At 56.1% G+C, this 16,087-nt stretch carries 11 protein-coding genes; 9 read left to right on the forward strand and 2 right to left on the reverse strand.

All coding sequences use genetic code 11. From position 1 onward, the window contains the following. Positions 1-258 precede the first annotated feature (258 nt). The 4 genes from xdhA to guaD all read left to right on the forward strand — a co-directional run bounded on the left by xdhA (position 259) and on the right by guaD (position 6,399). Positions 259-1,713 carry a xanthine dehydrogenase small subunit gene (xdhA, locus tag ACEN9A_RS20140; protein WP_258670188.1) on the forward strand — a complete coding sequence of 485 codons (1,455 nt, stop codon included), beginning with the start codon at positions 259-261 and terminating at the stop codon, positions 1,711-1,713. Beyond that, on the forward strand, positions 1,706-4,105 hold the full coding sequence (gene xdhB / locus ACEN9A_RS20145) for a xanthine dehydrogenase molybdopterin binding subunit (protein WP_258670190.1): 2,400 nt from the start codon (positions 1,706-1,708) through the stop codon (positions 4,103-4,105). Before xdhA ends, xdhB begins: the two co-directional genes overlap by 8 nt. 117 nt (positions 4,106-4,222) lie before the next feature. Further along, the gene (xdhC, locus tag ACEN9A_RS20150) at positions 4,223-5,068 is read left to right on the forward strand and encodes a xanthine dehydrogenase accessory protein XdhC (protein WP_019579882.1); all 846 of its coding nucleotides are present in this window, start codon (positions 4,223-4,225) and stop codon (positions 5,066-5,068) included. A 32-nt stretch (positions 5,069-5,100) separates the two neighbouring features. Next, entirely contained in the window at positions 5,101-6,399 is a 1,299-nt protein-coding gene (guaD, locus tag ACEN9A_RS20155; protein ID WP_258674206.1) for a guanine deaminase, read from the forward strand. A gap of 163 nt (positions 6,400-6,562) precedes the next feature. Here the strand turns inward: guaD and ACEN9A_RS20160 are convergent, their stop codons facing one another. Next, the gene (locus ACEN9A_RS20160; protein WP_007941070.1) at positions 6,563-7,327 is read right to left on the reverse strand and encodes a GntR family transcriptional regulator; all 765 of its coding nucleotides are present in this window, start codon (positions 7,325-7,327) and stop codon (positions 6,563-6,565) included. 322 nt (positions 7,328-7,649) lie between these two features. Between ACEN9A_RS20160 and ACEN9A_RS20165 the strand changes: the two genes are divergently transcribed. Continuing rightward, positions 7,650-8,840 carry a benzoate/H(+) symporter BenE family transporter gene (locus tag ACEN9A_RS20165; RefSeq protein ID WP_019648272.1) on the forward strand — a complete coding sequence of 397 codons (1,191 nt, stop codon included), beginning with the start codon at positions 7,650-7,652 and terminating at the stop codon, positions 8,838-8,840. Between the two features lie 154 nt (positions 8,841-8,994). Here ACEN9A_RS20165 and ACEN9A_RS20170 read toward each other — a convergent pair whose 3' ends face one another. Then, a complete protein-coding gene (locus ACEN9A_RS20170; protein WP_026331760.1) occupies positions 8,995-9,279 on the reverse strand; it encodes a 50S ribosome-binding protein YggL in 285 nt (94 codons plus the stop codon). A gap of 91 nt (positions 9,280-9,370) precedes the next feature. On the opposite strand from ACEN9A_RS20170, the gene ACEN9A_RS20175 reads away from it, so the two are divergent. Genes ACEN9A_RS20175 through ACEN9A_RS20190 form a run of 4 tightly spaced genes read left to right on the forward strand, consistent with a single transcriptional unit; the run spans position 9,371 to position 15,756 of the window. Continuing rightward, positions 9,371-11,680, forward strand: a complete 2,310-nt coding sequence (locus ACEN9A_RS20175) for a hypothetical protein (protein WP_413386139.1) — start codon at positions 9,371-9,373, stop codon at positions 11,678-11,680. Next, complete coding sequence (locus tag ACEN9A_RS20180) at positions 11,658-13,736, forward strand: hypothetical protein (RefSeq protein WP_028941139.1); 2,079 nt, start codon at positions 11,658-11,660, stop codon at positions 13,734-13,736. Before ACEN9A_RS20175 ends, ACEN9A_RS20180 begins: the two co-directional genes overlap by 23 nt. Positions 13,737-13,742: 6 nt before the next feature. After that, positions 13,743-14,357, forward strand: a complete 615-nt coding sequence (locus tag ACEN9A_RS20185; RefSeq protein ID WP_028941138.1) for a hypothetical protein — start codon at positions 13,743-13,745, stop codon at positions 14,355-14,357. Continuing rightward, positions 14,338-15,756: a site-specific integrase gene (locus ACEN9A_RS20190; protein ID WP_028941137.1), complete on the forward strand. Its 1,419-nt coding sequence runs from the start codon at positions 14,338-14,340 to the stop codon at positions 15,754-15,756. The genes ACEN9A_RS20185 and ACEN9A_RS20190 overlap by 20 nt, the downstream gene beginning before the upstream one ends. The last annotated feature ends 331 nt before the right edge of the window (positions 15,757-16,087 follow it).

The following is a 16,087-nucleotide window of genomic DNA, read 5'->3' on the forward strand; positions in this document are numbered from 1 at the left end:
TTCAAACTCTTCGATCTGCACAAGCGGCGCAGTGTAGCGCAATTGAGGGGTCATGGCGGAGTGCCCACCCAGCGGTTTTTGGCACGATTCAAGCAAAAAGCAGGCTATCCCGTGAGGGTCAATAATGAAGGAACGAGTCGTTGATCGACAAAACGCTATTTCCTGACCTTTAAGTCAGAAAATCATTGACCGGAAAGTCAGACCTGATAAATTCGGTTCATGTCGGTTAACAACAATAATGAGTCTGCGAGGCCATCCGTGATCCAGTTTTTACTCAACCAGGAACTCCGTAGCGAGCACGCCCTGGACCCGAACCTGACTGTGCTCAATTACTTGCGCGAACATGTGGGCAAACCCGGCACCAAAGAAGGCTGCGCCAGCGGTGACTGTGGCGCGTGCACTGTGGTGGTCGGCGAGCTGCAGACGGATGACGATGGCCGCGAACACATTCGCTATCGCAGCCTCAACTCGTGCCTGACCTTTGTTTCGTCGCTGCACGGCAAGCAACTGATCAGCGTCGAAGACCTCAAGCACCAAGGCCAACTGCACAGCGTGCAAAAAGCCATGGTCGAGTGCCATGGCTCGCAATGCGGTTTCTGCACCCCGGGCTTTGTCATGTCGCTGTTCGCCCTGCAAAAGAACAGCGATCAACCGGACTCCCACAAGGCCCATGAAGCCCTGGCCGGCAACCTCTGCCGCTGCACTGGTTATCGGCCGATCCTGGCCGCCGCCGAGCAATCCTGCTGCGGCAAGCAACCGGACCAGTTCGATGCCCGTGAGGCTGACACCATCGCTCGCCTGAAAGCCATCGCCCCCACCGACATCGGTGAACTCAACAGTGGCGACAAACGCTGCCTGGTGCCGCTGACCGTGGCCGATCTGGCCGACCTCTACGACGCTTATCCACAGGCCCGCCTGCTGGCCGGCGGTACCGACCTGGCGCTGGAAGTCACGCAATTCCACCGCACCTTGCCGGTGATGATCTACGTCGGCAACGTCGCCGAAATGAAGCGCATAGAACGCTTCGACGAGCGCCTGGAAATCGGCGCCGCCACCGCCCTCTCCGACTGTTACGACGCTTTGAAGGCCGAGTACCCGGACTTCGGCGAATTGCTGCAGCGCTTCGCTTCGTTGCAGATTCGCAACCAGGGCACCCTCGGCGGCAATATCGGCAACGCCTCGCCGATCGGTGACTCGCCACCGCTGCTGATCGCCCTTGGCGCGCAGATCGTGCTGTGCAAAGGCGAGACTCGCCGCACCCTGGCCCTGGAAGATTACTTCATCGATTACCGGGTCACCGCGCGCCAGGAAAGCGAGTTCATCGAGAAGATCATCGTGCCTCGCGCCAGCGTTGAACAACTGTTCCGCGCCTACAAGGTGTCGAAGCGTCTGGACGACGACATTTCCGCAGTCTGCGCAGCATTCAACCTGCGCATCGACAATGGCGTAGTCGCCGACGCCCGCGTTGCTTTCGGCGGCATGGCGGCCATCCCCAAACGTGCGAAAAACTGCGAAGCCGCGCTGGTTGGCGCACCGTTCAACAACGCCACCATTGAACGCGCCTGCGCCGCACTGGCCGAAGATTTCACACCGCTCTCGGACTTCCGCGCCAGCAAGGAATACCGCCTGCTCAGCGCGCAGAACCTGCTGCGCAAATACTTCATCGAACTGCAAACACCGCACATCGAGACTCGGGTGACCGCTTATGTCTAATCATCACGCCGTAGAGAAGACCCAAGCCGAACTGGCTGAATTGTTCGCCAAGGACCTGACCACCGGAGTCGGCCGCAGCGTCAAGCACGACAGCGCCGCCAAGCATGTGTCCGGTGAAGCACAGTACATCGACGATCGGCTGGAATTCCCCAATCAGCTGCACGTTTATGCACGGCTGTCGGACCGCGCCCACGCGAAAATCATCAGCATCGACACCAAGCCCTGCTACGCCTTCGAAGGCGTGCGCATCGCCATCACCCACGAAGACGTGCCGGGCCTGAAAGACATCGGCCCGCTGTTGCCGGGCGATCCGCTGCTGGCCATCGATGACGTGCAATTCGTCGGTCAACCAGTGCTCGCCGTCGCCGCGAAAGACCTGGAAACCGCGCGCAAAGCCGCGATGGCGGCGATCATCGAATATGAAGACCTCGAACCCGTCCTGGACGTGGTCGAAGCCCTGCGCAAACGCCATTTCGTACTCGACAGCCACACCCATCAGCGTGGCGATTCGGCCAATGCCTTGGCCACTGCCGAGCATCGCATTCAAGGCACGCTGCACATCGGCGGCCAGGAACACTTTTATCTGGAAACCCAGATCTCTTCGGTGATGCCGACTGAAGACGGCGGGATGATCGTTTACTGCTCGACCCAGAACCCCACCGAAGTGCAGAAACTGGTGGCGGAAGTGCTGGACGTGTCGATGAACAAGATCGTCGTCGACATGCGCCGCATGGGCGGTGGTTTCGGCGGCAAGGAAACCCAGGCGGCCAGCCCGGCGTGCCTGTGCGCGGTGATCGCGCACCTGACCGGACAACCCACCAAAATGCGTCTGCCGCGTGTTGAAGACATGCTGATGACCGGTAAGCGTCACCCGTTCTACGTCGAGTACGACGTGGGCTTCGACAGCACCGGCCGCCTGCACGGCATCGCCCTGGAGCTGGCCGGTAACTGCGGTTGCTCACCGGATTTGTCGGCCTCGATTGTCGACCGCGCGATGTTCCATGCCGACAACTCGTACTACCTGGGCGATGCGACCATCAATGGTCACCGCTGCAAGACCAACACCGCGTCGAACACCGCTTACCGTGGTTTCGGCGGCCCGCAAGGCATGGTCGCCATCGAAGAAGTGATGGACGCGATTGCCCGCCATCTGGGCCTCGACCCACTGGCGGTGCGCAAGGCCAACTACTACGGCAAGACCGAGCGCAACGTTACCCATTACTACCAGACCGTCGAGCACAACATGCTCGAGGAAATGACCGCCGAACTGGAAGCCAGCAGCCAGTACGCCGAGCGCCGCGAAGCGATCCGTCGCTACAACGCCAACAGCCCGATCCTGAAAAAAGGCCTGGCGCTGACCCCGGTCAAATTCGGTATTTCCTTCACCGCCAGTTTCCTCAACCAGGCCGGTGCGCTGGTGCATGTCTACACCGACGGCAGCATCCACCTGAACCACGGCGGCACCGAAATGGGCCAGGGCCTGAACACCAAGGTTGCGCAAGTCGTGGCTGAAGTATTCCAGGTAGAAATGGACCGGGTGCAGATCACCGCGACCAACACCGACAAAGTGCCGAACACCTCGCCGACCGCCGCTTCCAGCGGCGCCGACCTCAACGGTAAAGCCGCACAGAATGCCGCGGAGATCATCAAGAAACGCCTGGTGGAATTCGCCGCGCGGCAATACAAGGTCAGCGAAGAAGACGTGGAATTCCACAACGGTCATGTGCGGGTTCGCGATCACATCCTGACGTTCGAAGCGCTGATCCAGCAGGCGTATTTCGCCCAGGTATCGCTGTCGAGCACTGGCTTCTACAAGACTCCGAAAATCTACTACGACCGCAGCCAGGCTCGCGGTCGGCCGTTCTACTACTACGCCTTCGGCGCGGCCTGCGCCGAGGTGATCGTCGACACCCTGACGGGCGAGTACAAGATGCTGCGCACCGACATCCTCCACGACGTCGGCGCCTCGTTGAACCCGGCCATCGACATCGGTCAGGTCGAGGGTGGTTTCATCCAGGGCATGGGTTGGCTGACCATGGAAGAACTGGTGTGGAACGACAAAGGCAAACTGATGACCAACGGCCCGGCCAGCTACAAGATCCCGGCCGTGGCGGACATGCCGTTGGACCTGCGGGTGAAGCTGGTGGAAAACCGCAAGAACCCGGAAGACACGGTGTTCCATTCCAAGGCTGTGGGTGAGCCGCCGTTCATGCTTGGCATCGCCGTCTGGTGCGCGATCAAGGACGCCGTGGCGAGTTTGGGCGACTACCGGCATCAACCGAAAATCGACGCGCCGGCGACGCCGGAGCGGGTGTTGTGGGGGTGTGAGCAGATGCGCCGGTTGAAGGCTTTGAAGCCTGTTGAGGCTGAAGCCGAGTTGGCTTCGCTGTAAGACCTAGGCGCGGCCATCGCAAGCAAGCAAGCTCCCACAGGTACGATGCATTCCTTGTGGGAGCGTGGCTTGCCCGCGATGAGGCCCGAACAGACAACAGAGATGTTGAGGTGAACCATGTACAACTGGATCGACGCCCTCGCCGACCTGCAAAACCGGGGTGAACCCTGTGTGTTGGTGACCATTATCGAAGAGCTCGGCTCAACGCCGCGCAATGCCGGCTCGAAGATGGTCATCAGCGCCACGCAAACATTCGACACCATTGGTGGCGGGCATCTGGAATACAAGGCCATGCAGATCGGCCGCGAGATGCTTGCCAGCGGTCGGCAGGACACCCATCTGGAGCGCTTCAGCCTCGGTGCCAGCCTGGGCCAGTGCTGCGGCGGCGTGACCGTGCTGCTGTTCGAACCGATGGGCCAGGTGCAAGCGCAGATTGCTGTATTCGGCGCCGGCCACGTCGGTCGGGCGCTGGTGCCGCTGCTCGCCAGCCTGCCCTGCCGGGTGCGCTGGATCGATTCGCGGGAAGCCGAATTCCCCGAACAGATCCCCCACGGCGTGCGCAAAATCGTCACCGAAGAACCGCTGGATGAAGTCGATGACCTGCCCGCTGGCAGCTACTGCATTGTCATGACTCACAACCACCAACTCGACCTCGAACTCACCGCCGCGATCCTCAAGCGCAACGACTTCGCCTACTTCGGCCTGATCGGTTCGAAGACCAAACGGGTGAAGTTCGAACACCGCCTGCGTGATCGTGGTTTCGACAGCGCCGTGCTGCAACGCATGCGCTGCCCGATGGGGCTGGGCGAAGTCAAAGGCAAGTTGCCTGTGGAAATCGCCATATCCATCGCCGGCGAAATCATCGCCACTTACAACGCGAATTTCGGCCAGCACACCGCCAGCGCCGGATCATCGATCGCCAAACTGCTGCCTGCTTCACGCCGCAGCCAAGCTTCTAACTGAAAAGCTTTGAACTAATTGAGAACCCCATGCCAATGACTCGCAAAGCCTACCGCGCCGCCATTTTGCACAGCATCGCCGACCCTGCCGAAGTGGGTATCGAAGCCTCGTATGAGTATTTCGAAGACGGCCTGCTGGTGGTCGAGAACGGCCAGATCAACGCCATCGGCCACGCCAGCGAATTGCTGCCAACGCTGCCGGCCAACATCGAGATCACCCATTATCAGGACGCACTGATCACCCCCGGCTTCATCGACACCCACATTCACCTGCCGCAAACGGGCATGGTCGGCGCCTACGGCGAGCAACTGCTGGACTGGCTGAACACCTACACCTTTCCGTGCGAAAGCCAGTTCGCCGACAAGGTTCACGCCGATGAAGTGGCAGATATTTTCATCAAGGAACTGCTGCGCAACGGCACCACCACCGCCCTGGTCTTCGGCAGCGTGCATCCGCAATCGGTGAACTCGTTTTTCGAGGCTGCCGAGCAACTGGATCTGCGGATGATCGCCGGCAAGGTAATGATGGATCGCAACGCGCCGGACTACCTGACCGACACCGCCGAATCGAGCTACGTCGAAAGCAAGGCGCTGATCGAGCGCTGGCACGGCAAGGGCCGCCTGCATTACGCCGTCACCCCGCGCTTCGCCCCGACCAGCACCCCGGAGCAACTGACCCTCGCCGGTCAGTTGCTCAGCGAATACCCGGATCTGTACATGCAGACCCACATCAGCGAAAACCTCAAGGAAGTCGAGTGGGTCAAGGCACTGTTCCCGGAGCGCAAGGGCTATCTGGACGTCTACGACCACTACCAACTGCTCGGCGAGCGCTCAGTGTTTGCCCACGGTGTGCACCTGTGCGACGACGAATGCGCGCGCCTGGCACAGACCGGATCGGCGATTGCCTTCTGCCCGACCTCGAACTTCTTCCTCGGCAGCGGCTTGTTCAACCTGCCGATGGCCGAGAAGCACAAACTGAATGTCGGACTGGGCACGGACGTCGGTGGCGGCACCAGTTTCTCGCTGCTGCAAACCCTGAACGAAGCGTACAAGGTCATGCAGCTGCAAGGCGCACGGCTGAGCCCGTTCAAGTCGCTGTACCTCGCCACCCTCGGCGGCGCCCGCGCGCTGCGGCTGGAAGACCAGATCGGCACCCTGCAACCGGGTACCGACGCGGACTTCCTGGTGCTGGACTACAACGCGACGCCGCTGCTGAGCTATCGCCTGAAGCAGGCCAATAACATTGCCGAGACGTTGTTTGTGTTGATGACGCTGGGGGATGACCGGACTGTTCTGCAGACGTACGCGGCGGGGAATCTGGTGCATCAGCGTTAAGGTTTTCAGGGCATAAAAAATCCCCCGCAATGATTGGTTGCGGGGGATTTTTTTTGCCTGTCAGAATGCCAAAAGATCGCAGCCTTCGGCAGCTCCTACGGGTGTACGCATTGCCCCTGTAGGAGCTGCCGAAGGCTGCGATCTTTTCGGCGGCCCCGACAAATCAGAGCTTGGCAGTCGAGCGCCCTGGCTTCTTGGTCTGCAACAGATGCGAGAACACCGCATGCAAATCATCCGACGCGCTTTCTTCGTCGAGGTTGAGTTTGCTGTCGATGTGGTCCATGTGATGCATCATCAGGTCCACTGCCAGCGTCGCGTCCCGCGCTTCGATGGCATCGATCAACTGGGTGTGTTCATCGTAGGAACAGTGCGAACGGTTGCCGCTCTCATACTGGGCGATGATCAGCGATGTCTGGGACACCAGGCTGCGCTGGAAGCTGATCAGCGGCGCGTTCTTCGCCGCTTCGGCCAGTTTCAAGTGAAACTCGCCCGACAGACGAATACCGGCACCGCGATCGCCACGGGAGAAGCTGTCGCGCTCGTCGTTGACCATCTGCCGCAAGTCGGCAATCTGCTCGGCAGTGGCGTGCTGCACCGCCAACTCAGTGATCGCCCGCTCCACCAGACGCCGCGCCATAAACACCTGACGGGCCTCTTCGACACTCGGGCTGGCAACCACAGCGCCGCGATTCGGCCGCAGCAACACCACGCCTTCATGGGCCAGACGCGACAGCGCGCGGCGAATGATGGTGCGACTGACCCCGAAAATTTCCCCCAGCGCTTCTTCGCTCAACTTGGTGCCGGGCGCCAGACGCTGTTCGAGGATGGCCTCGAAGATATGCGCGTAGACAATATCGTCCTGGGTACCGCTGCGGCCGGCTTTGCCTGCTCGCGGTTGTTTCTTGAGGGGTTGCAACTGTTCGTTCATGGGCACTCGAGTCGGGAGAACTGCGGCGAATTGACCGTGACTGTAATACGGCACAGTGGGTCGCTGGCAAGTATCGCGTAAAAAACACTGCAATTGTACACAATGGCGGGTGGCAACACGACTGTACGGCTGTTTGTCGCCTTTGCTGTATCGCAACGACCGGTTACGTTTCAGTTTAGGCTTGAACGCAGAATCCTGTAGGAGCTGTCGAGTGAAACGAGGCTGCGATCTTTGATGTTGATTTTCCAAGATCAAAAGATCGCAGCCTCGTTTCACTCGACAGCTCCTACACATCTTCACCCGTATAAGGAACACCGCTGTCATGACCGACGTCACGCACACGCAGCTTCGTCCCCTGACCGACACGTCGCCCTCGGCCATTGTCGCCGGGTTCATCGCCATGATGACCGGTTACACCAGCTCCCTGGTGCTGATGTTCCAGGCCGGGCAAGCGGCGGGCCTGAGCAGCGGGCAGATTTCGTCGTGGATCTGGGCAATCTCCATCGGCATGGCGGTGTGCTCGATCGGCCTGTCCTTGCGCTATCGCACCCCGATTACCATCGCCTGGTCGACCCCCGGCGCGGCGTTGCTAATCACCAGCCTGGGCGGTGTTTCCTATGGCGAGGCCATCGGCGCCTACATTACTTGCGCAGTGTTGGTGACCGTGTGCGGCCTGACGGGCAGTTTCGAACGGCTGGTGAAAAAGATTCCGGCCTCATTGGCGGCAGCGTTGCTGGCGGGGATTCTGTTCAAGATCGGCAGCGAGATTTTCGTCGCCGCCCAGCACCGCACCGGGCTGGTCCTGGGGATGTTCTTCACGTATTTGCTGGTCAAGCGCCTGTCACCGCGCTACGCCGTGCTCGCGGCGCTATTGATTGGCACCGCACTGGCCGGTTTCATGGGGTTGCTGGATTTCAGTGGCTTTCACCTGGAAGTCGCGACGCCGGTCTGGACCACGCCGCATTTCTCCCTGGCCGCGACCATCAGCATCGGCATCCCGCTGTTCGTGGTGGCGATGACCTCGCAGAACATGCCGGGCATCGCCGTTTTGCGCGCCGACGGCTACAACGTGCCGGCCTCGCCGCTGATCACCACCACCGGGATTGCCTCGTTGCTGTTGGCGCCGTTCGGTTCCCACGGGATCAACCTGGCCGCCATCAGCGCAGCGATCTGCACCGGGCCGCACGCCCATGAGGATCGCAACAAGCGCTACACGGCAGCGGTCTGGTGCGGGATTTTCTACGGGATTGCCGGGGTATTCGGCGCGACGCTGGCGGCGTTGTTTGCCGCGTTGCCTAAAGAACTGGTGCTGTCGATTGCCGCGCTGGCGCTGTTCGGCTCGATCATCAACGGTCTGAGCATTGCCATGGCGCAAGTGCAGGAACGCGAAGCGGCGCTGATTACCTTTATGGTGACGGCATCGGGGCTGACGCTGTTTTCCATCGGCTCGGCGTTCTGGGGGATTGTTGCGGGTGTGCTGACGTTGCTGATTTTGAACTGGCGTAAAAGCTAAAAAGATCGCAGCCTCGTTTCACTCGACAGCTCCTACAGGGCAACGCATCCGATGGTGGGTGCTGCGTAGGAGCTGTCGAGTGAAACGAGGCTGCGATCCTTTGATCTTCACAAAAAAAAACGGCGACCCTCTTGGGTCGCCGTTTTTTAGAACATCAGGCTACCGGATTGATCGGCTTTTCCGGGTACCAGACGTCGATCAGCGGGCTGACTTCAGCGCTGGTCAATTCGCTACGGCCCTTGAGCCAGGCTTCAACAGCGGCACGCTGTGCTTCGGTCACCGAGCCACGCTTCTGCAGGCACACCAGACCGAAGTCATCGCCGCCCACATAACCCAGACCGTTGGCTTCCATGGCTTCTTTCAGGAACGCGTCGAGGAAAGCATCAATGGCTTCATCAGCCAAATCTTCTTTGAAATCCAGGTTCAGTTCGAAACCCAGCTCTTTCGTTTGACTATTTAGCGATGGCTGTCATTATTGTCTTAACCGCTCTAAAACGGGCATTAAAGGCAAAATCCTCAGCTAGAAAAAAATGACAATTATCAAAAGCGCCTCTACTGTCCTCTACCATCCACTTACCGCGATCGACCCAGAGGTCGGCGACCTGATCCTTCAGGCTGGCGAGGTTTACCGACAGTCAACAAAGGCGAGAAGTTTTACAATTCGACCTGCTCTACAGGTACTCGAAGCGTACTGCGATATCACTGGTCAGCGGATCACGATGGAGACGCTTAGAGGCCCCGCGATCGAGACAGTCCTGGAAGGCTACGTAGCCGCCTTGGCTGGCGATGAACTGCTTGACTTGCCAAGTAAAGAATCAGTGAAGTTCTGTCGCCGCATCTATCAGGTGCTAGCCACAGCCCGACTCACGCACCCTGATCTTCATGCCGTTAGCTGGGACTTTGCCCTATTCAAACCTGATGCAGCCGTATGCGCGAAAGTGGCATCGGCGGACGATTTCAAGAGGTGGTACTGGGGAGGTTGGACGATTTTCCGTGAAGGTGGTGGGAGCTCGCACCTGAGACTAGCCCCTCTCGTGGCCGCTTATGGAAGGGCTTTTGTCGAGGGCATGTATGTCCAGCTGGAGAAACATTACCGTGGCCGAGGGGGTGATTATCGTCTCGAATGGGGCTTCATGTTCGACTACCTCCACAAACATCAAGCTCAATGGCCTCTGCGCACATTTGAGAGCGAACAAGGCGTGAAGCGATTCATGCACGCGTTCACCCTTGCTCATTTTTATAAGGCCAAGAAAGACGGCCACGACAGCAAATACAAGATCAAAGCGTGGAACAAGTTCCTCAACGCCGTTGAATCTTGCCTTTGCAAAACAGGCGTATGGGCAAGCCTTACCTCACCGATCCGACGCCCTCCTCCAGCTACCAAACATGGTTCGGAAACGAGGCTGCGTGAAGATGAAGGCGGCCTGCTTATACAAGAAAAGCTAATCACGAGTATTCCACTGCACGTAACCGATGCCGAGGCTATCGACGTGTTGTTCTTTCATATCAAGAACGACCTCGCGACGGTGCGTAACTGGGCTACCAAGCAGGCAGCAGATCTGAAATCCCGCTTTGCTCGTCGAATCTCACTAGCTAAGGAGGGCATCCCGATTATCGAGTACACCGGCCGTGGCATGGTCAAGCGGTATACACAGGCGGACATCTGCGCGACTTTGGAGGATATAACTTCTACGGTGCCACATAATTTTCTTTGCAAAGTTCACGAGCAGATCACGGGTGAGGGTTGCAGCGCCATGCACCTCGCCAGCACCTATGGCTTCCAATTGAAAGGGTGCCTGTATCCATTTCAGTGCCTTCTCGTGCTTGAACACCCAGAGATCACAGCGGACTTTCTCAATGGATTCGAGCTCTATAACCAGGCAGGTCAGTTATCAGGGTTTAACGAAGAGAAACGGCTGCTCATTGGCTACAAAGACCGTAAACAGTCGGATGTCCGGGAGCAGACCATTAAGCTCAATGACACCTCATTTTCCATCGTTAAAGACATCATCGAGATCACTAGCCTCGGTCGGCGAAAACTTAAGGCCCAAGGTAATGATGTCTGGCGCCAGCTATTTGTGAACTCCGCCAGGGGAACAACCGTCTTTGGGGCCGACGTTATTCCCCAATGGAATAAGAGTAGCTTTGCTAACAATAGCGGTCTGCGCGAGCAACTGATCGCTCAATTCACACCACACATCGATCTCCCAGAGACGCAGCTGGTGGACTTTATTCAGAGAGTGCGACTAGGGCGCATCAGAGCTTCTGCGGCGGTCGCAGTTTTCATTGCGAGTAAAAGTACTGAGGAGATGTCCAAGGCTCTTGGCCATGAACACTATTACCCAGACTTGCTCAGCCACTACCTCCCGGAGGCCCTGCTGGCTTTCATCAAGGCTCGATGGATCAGGATCTTCCAGAAGGCGATGGTCTGCGAGGCCATGAAGGACAGCCCGCACCTTCTTCGTGTGACGAAGTTCAACAACATGGATGAACTGGATACCTTCCTGGATAACCACCGGATCAAAGAGATTCCGCCCGAAGCTTCCGATCCTGAACGAAAAGAGCAGCTCAAACCCATTGAAACCAGCGAGGCCGTGCTTTCCATCGGAGTGCCGTTCCTCTCCTCCTTGCTCTCGCTGGAGGCAGCAGTCACGGGATCCAGCAATCGCGAGCGGGTATGCGGCAAGGCTGAGTACTGGGCGTCATTTGCAGGAAAAATCAAAGCCGAGATTTCCAGTGGTTATGACCGGCTGCTGAAGAAGCATCTGGACGCAGCGTTGAAACTGGTCGATGCAAAGAAGATGGAGGCGCTGATCTATGTCCCTGCTCACTGGTCGTGAATCCGGATATGAATTTCTTGATGACTTTGACTTGGTCGAAGCATCACCTCACACAACAGCATCCTGGCTGCGGTGCAAATTCGATGAGAATTCCTGGGCAATACTGACCAACCAGAAAAAACCCTACGAACTTGATTGGGGGGTTCGTCTTTGGGATGGCAGCCTCTTGACCGACGACAAGAATGAGATCTTGCTTCGCTCGCTTAAACATCTACTCATCATTAGCACAAATGGTGTCAACGATGAGTTTGCTACTCTCTCGCCCGACTCTCAAAACATGCGCTTAGCTTGCACATTGAAAGTCATCGACTACTTGCTGATTAATGCTCAAAGCTACGACCTTATCGCCTTCGGCCTAGGTGCTTTGAACGCTGATGACTTGAAGGGGATACTCAATCAACTGGCCTCCTTTGCGCGGTCTGAAGACTCCATTTATGCATGGCATGAGCGCGTGTCTGCGTTTTGCACGCTTCAACTAGGCGGCCTCAGCAACGCTGAGGCCGAGGAGTTTTTTGCCAAGTACCCGAGTATGCTGGAGGTCAGCGATGACGTCTGTGAGGATCTGAGCCTCGACATCAACGCCTCCGACATTCCGAGAGTTCGTGCAGCAATGATGAAAGCGAACCTGTATTACGGAAACAACCACAACGGCTACAAGATAAGCACTAAAGTGCTTTCTGAACGTCTGTACCCAGACACGCTACGAGGACGACAGACTGCAAAATCAGCGTTGGAGGCACTGAGCTTCTACCCTAACGAGCAGAACTACAAACGAGAGTATCCGTCAGTAAGAGTTACCACCGGCGAAGCCGAGCTTCTCCAAGAATCATTGTACTTTTACTACAGGTACACCCTCGTGAGCAGTGCATCGCTCAGTGCGCTAGGGCTACCTGCCCCCTCAGATACGATTACGATCAAAGAGTATACTCCAAAGCTTAATCAACCATCCCGATTTAGAAGCGTGCCCTCTGGAAACCTATTGAAACTGTTCCGTAGCAGCATGGAGTTCCATGTCGATCACGGAAGGAAAATTCTAAATGGATTCATTAGAGTCGCGAGCTACTGCCACGCCCAAAACATTTCGATGATCCGACTTGCTGACGCCGACTTCATGAAAATCATCGGCCCAGAGCTCGTAGATTTTGGCGTCAAAAAACTAGGTCTTTCTAGTCACCGCCAAACCGGGGCGAGATCCCGACGAAAAGGAGACAGGAATCAATACTTCAAGCGGATACGTGCAAATCACGGACTACTTGAATTGGTTTACGTATACCTCGGCAGCATACAACTGACCGTCGGGATGATCATGGCGCGACGCGTTGATGAGTTGGTGACTTTGGAGACTCAAAAGTGCCTGGACAGTACAAAGTCATGGCTTATCTTCAAGCTGGCCAAGTCCACTCGTAACGCCTTGGGCATTCGACAGCGCGAGTCTCGCCCCATCGACGCCATCGCCGTCGAAATGATTGAGGAGCTGCGTCGCTTCCAAAAGCTACTCAAGCGTCTTGGCGTTATCGACGACCTGACCGACCTGTTCGCGACTCCACCTTCTATGGGGCATAAAGTACTCCAGGACTGTTCACTGCACCTTTACAACCGTCACCTGGATTTTGCCTGCGATTATTTCGAAAGCGATGTCACAGAAAGTGGCGAGCGTTATTACGTGCGTCAACATCAGCTGCGGCGTTTCTTTGCCATCATGTTTTTCTACACCAACAGCTTTGGGGAATTGGATACTTTGCGCTGGATGTTTGGCCATCGCGACATCGAACACATTTGGCGGTATCTGACCGAATGCATGGAGCCTAAAGAAATTCGAGGCGCAGGCGCACGTTATTTTGCAGGCTTGGCAAAAAAAGGCCGGCTGGAGAACTACAAAAATTTGCGGGATCTGCTATCTGCACAGTTCGGCACTACGTCATTTGCGCTTGTCGATGAGGGGAAAATTGAAACCTACCTTGCGGCCATGCTGAACGAGGGGAAAGCCAGATTCGAACCGCAATTCTTCAAAGATGAAAATGGTACATCTATGAAAATTCTATTCATTGTGAGCTGAACAAAGATGAGCACAGTATCCAAGCGCGAGCAAATTGATCAGTCCATCGATAGCATTTTCAGATTGCTGGTTGATATCGCACGCTCGCCAGACAGTTACTCGCAAAACGAACAGGTGTTGAATGCACTCAAAAGCCAGGGGGGCCTATGCTCCTTGGATATGGAGTTCTCAATACGAGATGAAAACTTCTCGATCCGGCCTGTCAGCCTGAACACTTTGAAGAAAAGACTCACGCAACCAGATGCGGAGAGAGATTTTCAACATTTAGACCGGCTGCGGTCGCATGCGCAGCAAATGATATACAAATTCGAAGAGCAACAGGCTGCGCCAAAGAAGCGATCTCGAACCGCGCTGGAGGAACAGGTCGACGAACTGAAGGACACTATCTCCTCCCTGCAAGCCGTTAACATGGTGCTTATACAGGCACTGGAGGTTAACAGGAGGGACTTGATCACGATTGCTGACACGGCCAATACAGGATTGCGGCAAAAGCGGATTAAGGACGCCATCAACAGGGTCATCAAAATTCTGGGATTGAACCCTGCACCGTTTGATGACGTGACCATTCTCTCCATGAAGAAGCATTTGCAGCTGGTGCCCCATGATCAAACGACGCGTTGAGTACCCCGAATCCGCTCAATTATTTACACTGATTCCGAAACTGCGACTTTACGACTACATATCGCTGGATAGGCTGCATACGCTCGATGGCAGCAACATGCCTTTTATGACGTGGCCAAATGGAATGCCCTGCCTACAGGCCAATGCTTATATGATCAAGACACGTATGAAACCTGGCCGAGGTGGCAATGGCCCATCCAGAGCCGGAACCAAAGGGGGCACCTTTGGCGAGTACGCTGGGAAGATCAGCCACCTGATCAGATTCTGCTATTACAATAACCTCAGTTTTATCGCTCTATCCGATGACGACTTCTGCGAGTTCATCGACGGACTTCGCAGAGAAATGAAGCGCAATCAACCCAACCAGCGCAAAAGAACTGAGCGTACGATTGTTGGCATTGGTAGAAGGTGCTTAAGCTTTCTTGCTTACGTGGGTGAAATGAGCGGCTTACACAATTTCGTCGGTATAGATGGAACCATATCAATTTACATGGTGGACTCAGTTTACTATCGAAATGGAAAGGCCTTCACACGCTCCAGCGTTCACCACAGGTCGTTCAGGACACCTGAGGCGAAGAAGACTCGTCAGCCGATTGGAGAAGCCACGATCGAAAAATTGCGTAATGCTATTGATGAGATGTCGACGTCGGAATTTTTAAATAATCGTCGACACCTGATGATTTCATTATTCGAGGAATTAGGCGCGCGACGCGGCGAGATTCAACCCATTACAGTTGCCGAAGTGCTTGCCGCCGCCAAAGTAAAACAACCCACTATTTCAGTCACCACTCTAAAACGAGGCGGGATGGGGCTGACACGAGCACTTGAGCTTAGCCCTCCCATGATTGACGAGCTCATGAACTATATTCGCGGCGACCGCTTCATCATCATGAAGCGATTCAAAGGCGTCCCGGATCACGGATTCCTGTTTGTCACCGAGCGTGGTGGTCGCCCGCTTGGGATAGACACTTTCACAACTGAATTTTCTTTGATCCGTCGCGCTGCCGGAGTCGAAGAACAAGCCTGCGCGCACCTCTTCAGACATGCATATTGTACGAACATTGTCGCCCGGTTAATTGCCGAAACACAGGCACTGAGCCCAGACTCGTTCAGGCAGACGTTGATGACTAACAAGATGCTGGCCGAGCGAGCGCTAACCAAGAGCGGTCACGCCACACTGGAGAGCCTACTGGGCTACGTGGACACAGCATTCAAGACCAAATCCAAGTACGAGCAGATCATTCATAATGTTGAAGTGGCCAAAATTTACGAAACATATCAGAAGCGGAGAAAACGGTTGCTGGATGATTTCGCGAAAGAAAAAATCAGCAAAGAAATATACATTGAAAGGGAACAGTCTCTGACGGAATCCATGGAGCGCTTGCTTAAGGTGGCGTGAGATCCAGCCTTGGAGCCTTAGAGATCATTCTTGCTTTCAACAGAAGCTGCCTGACTGGATTACCGACTTCATCCGACAATTCACGAGGATGCGAGCGGTTGAGCTAAGTCTGCGCATCGCCGCGTGTACTCAGCCCCTTCTGATAATAGTACTGACATAGAGCACCACTACTTATGAATGCTCCAAGCGTCGTGCAGATGTAGTCGCGGATGTGAATAGATTTCGACTCAAACGGGTGAGAATGCCTTGAACATCTACAGCTCCGACAGGGGGGAATCCAAACCCTGCAAGTCGTAGCATTCATTGGCAACCTCAATTCTTACCGATCACG

It is taken from the genome of Pseudomonas sp. Pseusp18 (assembly GCF_059506005.1).

Excerpts from the sequence above, each read along its gene's own strand:
- xdhB (WP_258670190.1), top strand. The coding sequence starts at position 1,706 with ATGTCTAATCATCACGCCGTAGAGAAGACCCAAGCCGAACTGGCTGAA.
- xdhC (WP_019579882.1), top strand. The coding sequence starts at position 4,223 with ATGTACAACTGGATCGACGCCCTCGCCGACCTGCAAAACCGGGGTGAA.
- guaD (WP_258674206.1), top strand. The coding sequence starts at position 5,101 with ATGACTCGCAAAGCCTACCGCGCCGCCATTTTGCACAGCATCGCCGAC.
- ACEN9A_RS20160 (WP_007941070.1), bottom strand. The coding sequence starts at position 7,327 with ATGAACGAACAGTTGCAACCCCTCAAGAAACAACCGCGAGCAGGCAAA.
- ACEN9A_RS20165 (WP_019648272.1), top strand. The coding sequence starts at position 7,650 with ATGACCGACGTCACGCACACGCAGCTTCGTCCCCTGACCGACACGTCG.
- ACEN9A_RS20175 (WP_413386139.1), top strand. The coding sequence starts at position 9,371 with ATGACAATTATCAAAAGCGCCTCTACTGTCCTCTACCATCCACTTACC.
- ACEN9A_RS20180 (WP_028941139.1), top strand. The coding sequence starts at position 11,658 with ATGTCCCTGCTCACTGGTCGTGAATCCGGATATGAATTTCTTGATGAC.
- ACEN9A_RS20185 (WP_028941138.1), top strand. The coding sequence starts at position 13,743 with ATGAGCACAGTATCCAAGCGCGAGCAAATTGATCAGTCCATCGATAGC.
- ACEN9A_RS20190 (WP_028941137.1), top strand. The coding sequence starts at position 14,338 with ATGATCAAACGACGCGTTGAGTACCCCGAATCCGCTCAATTATTTACA.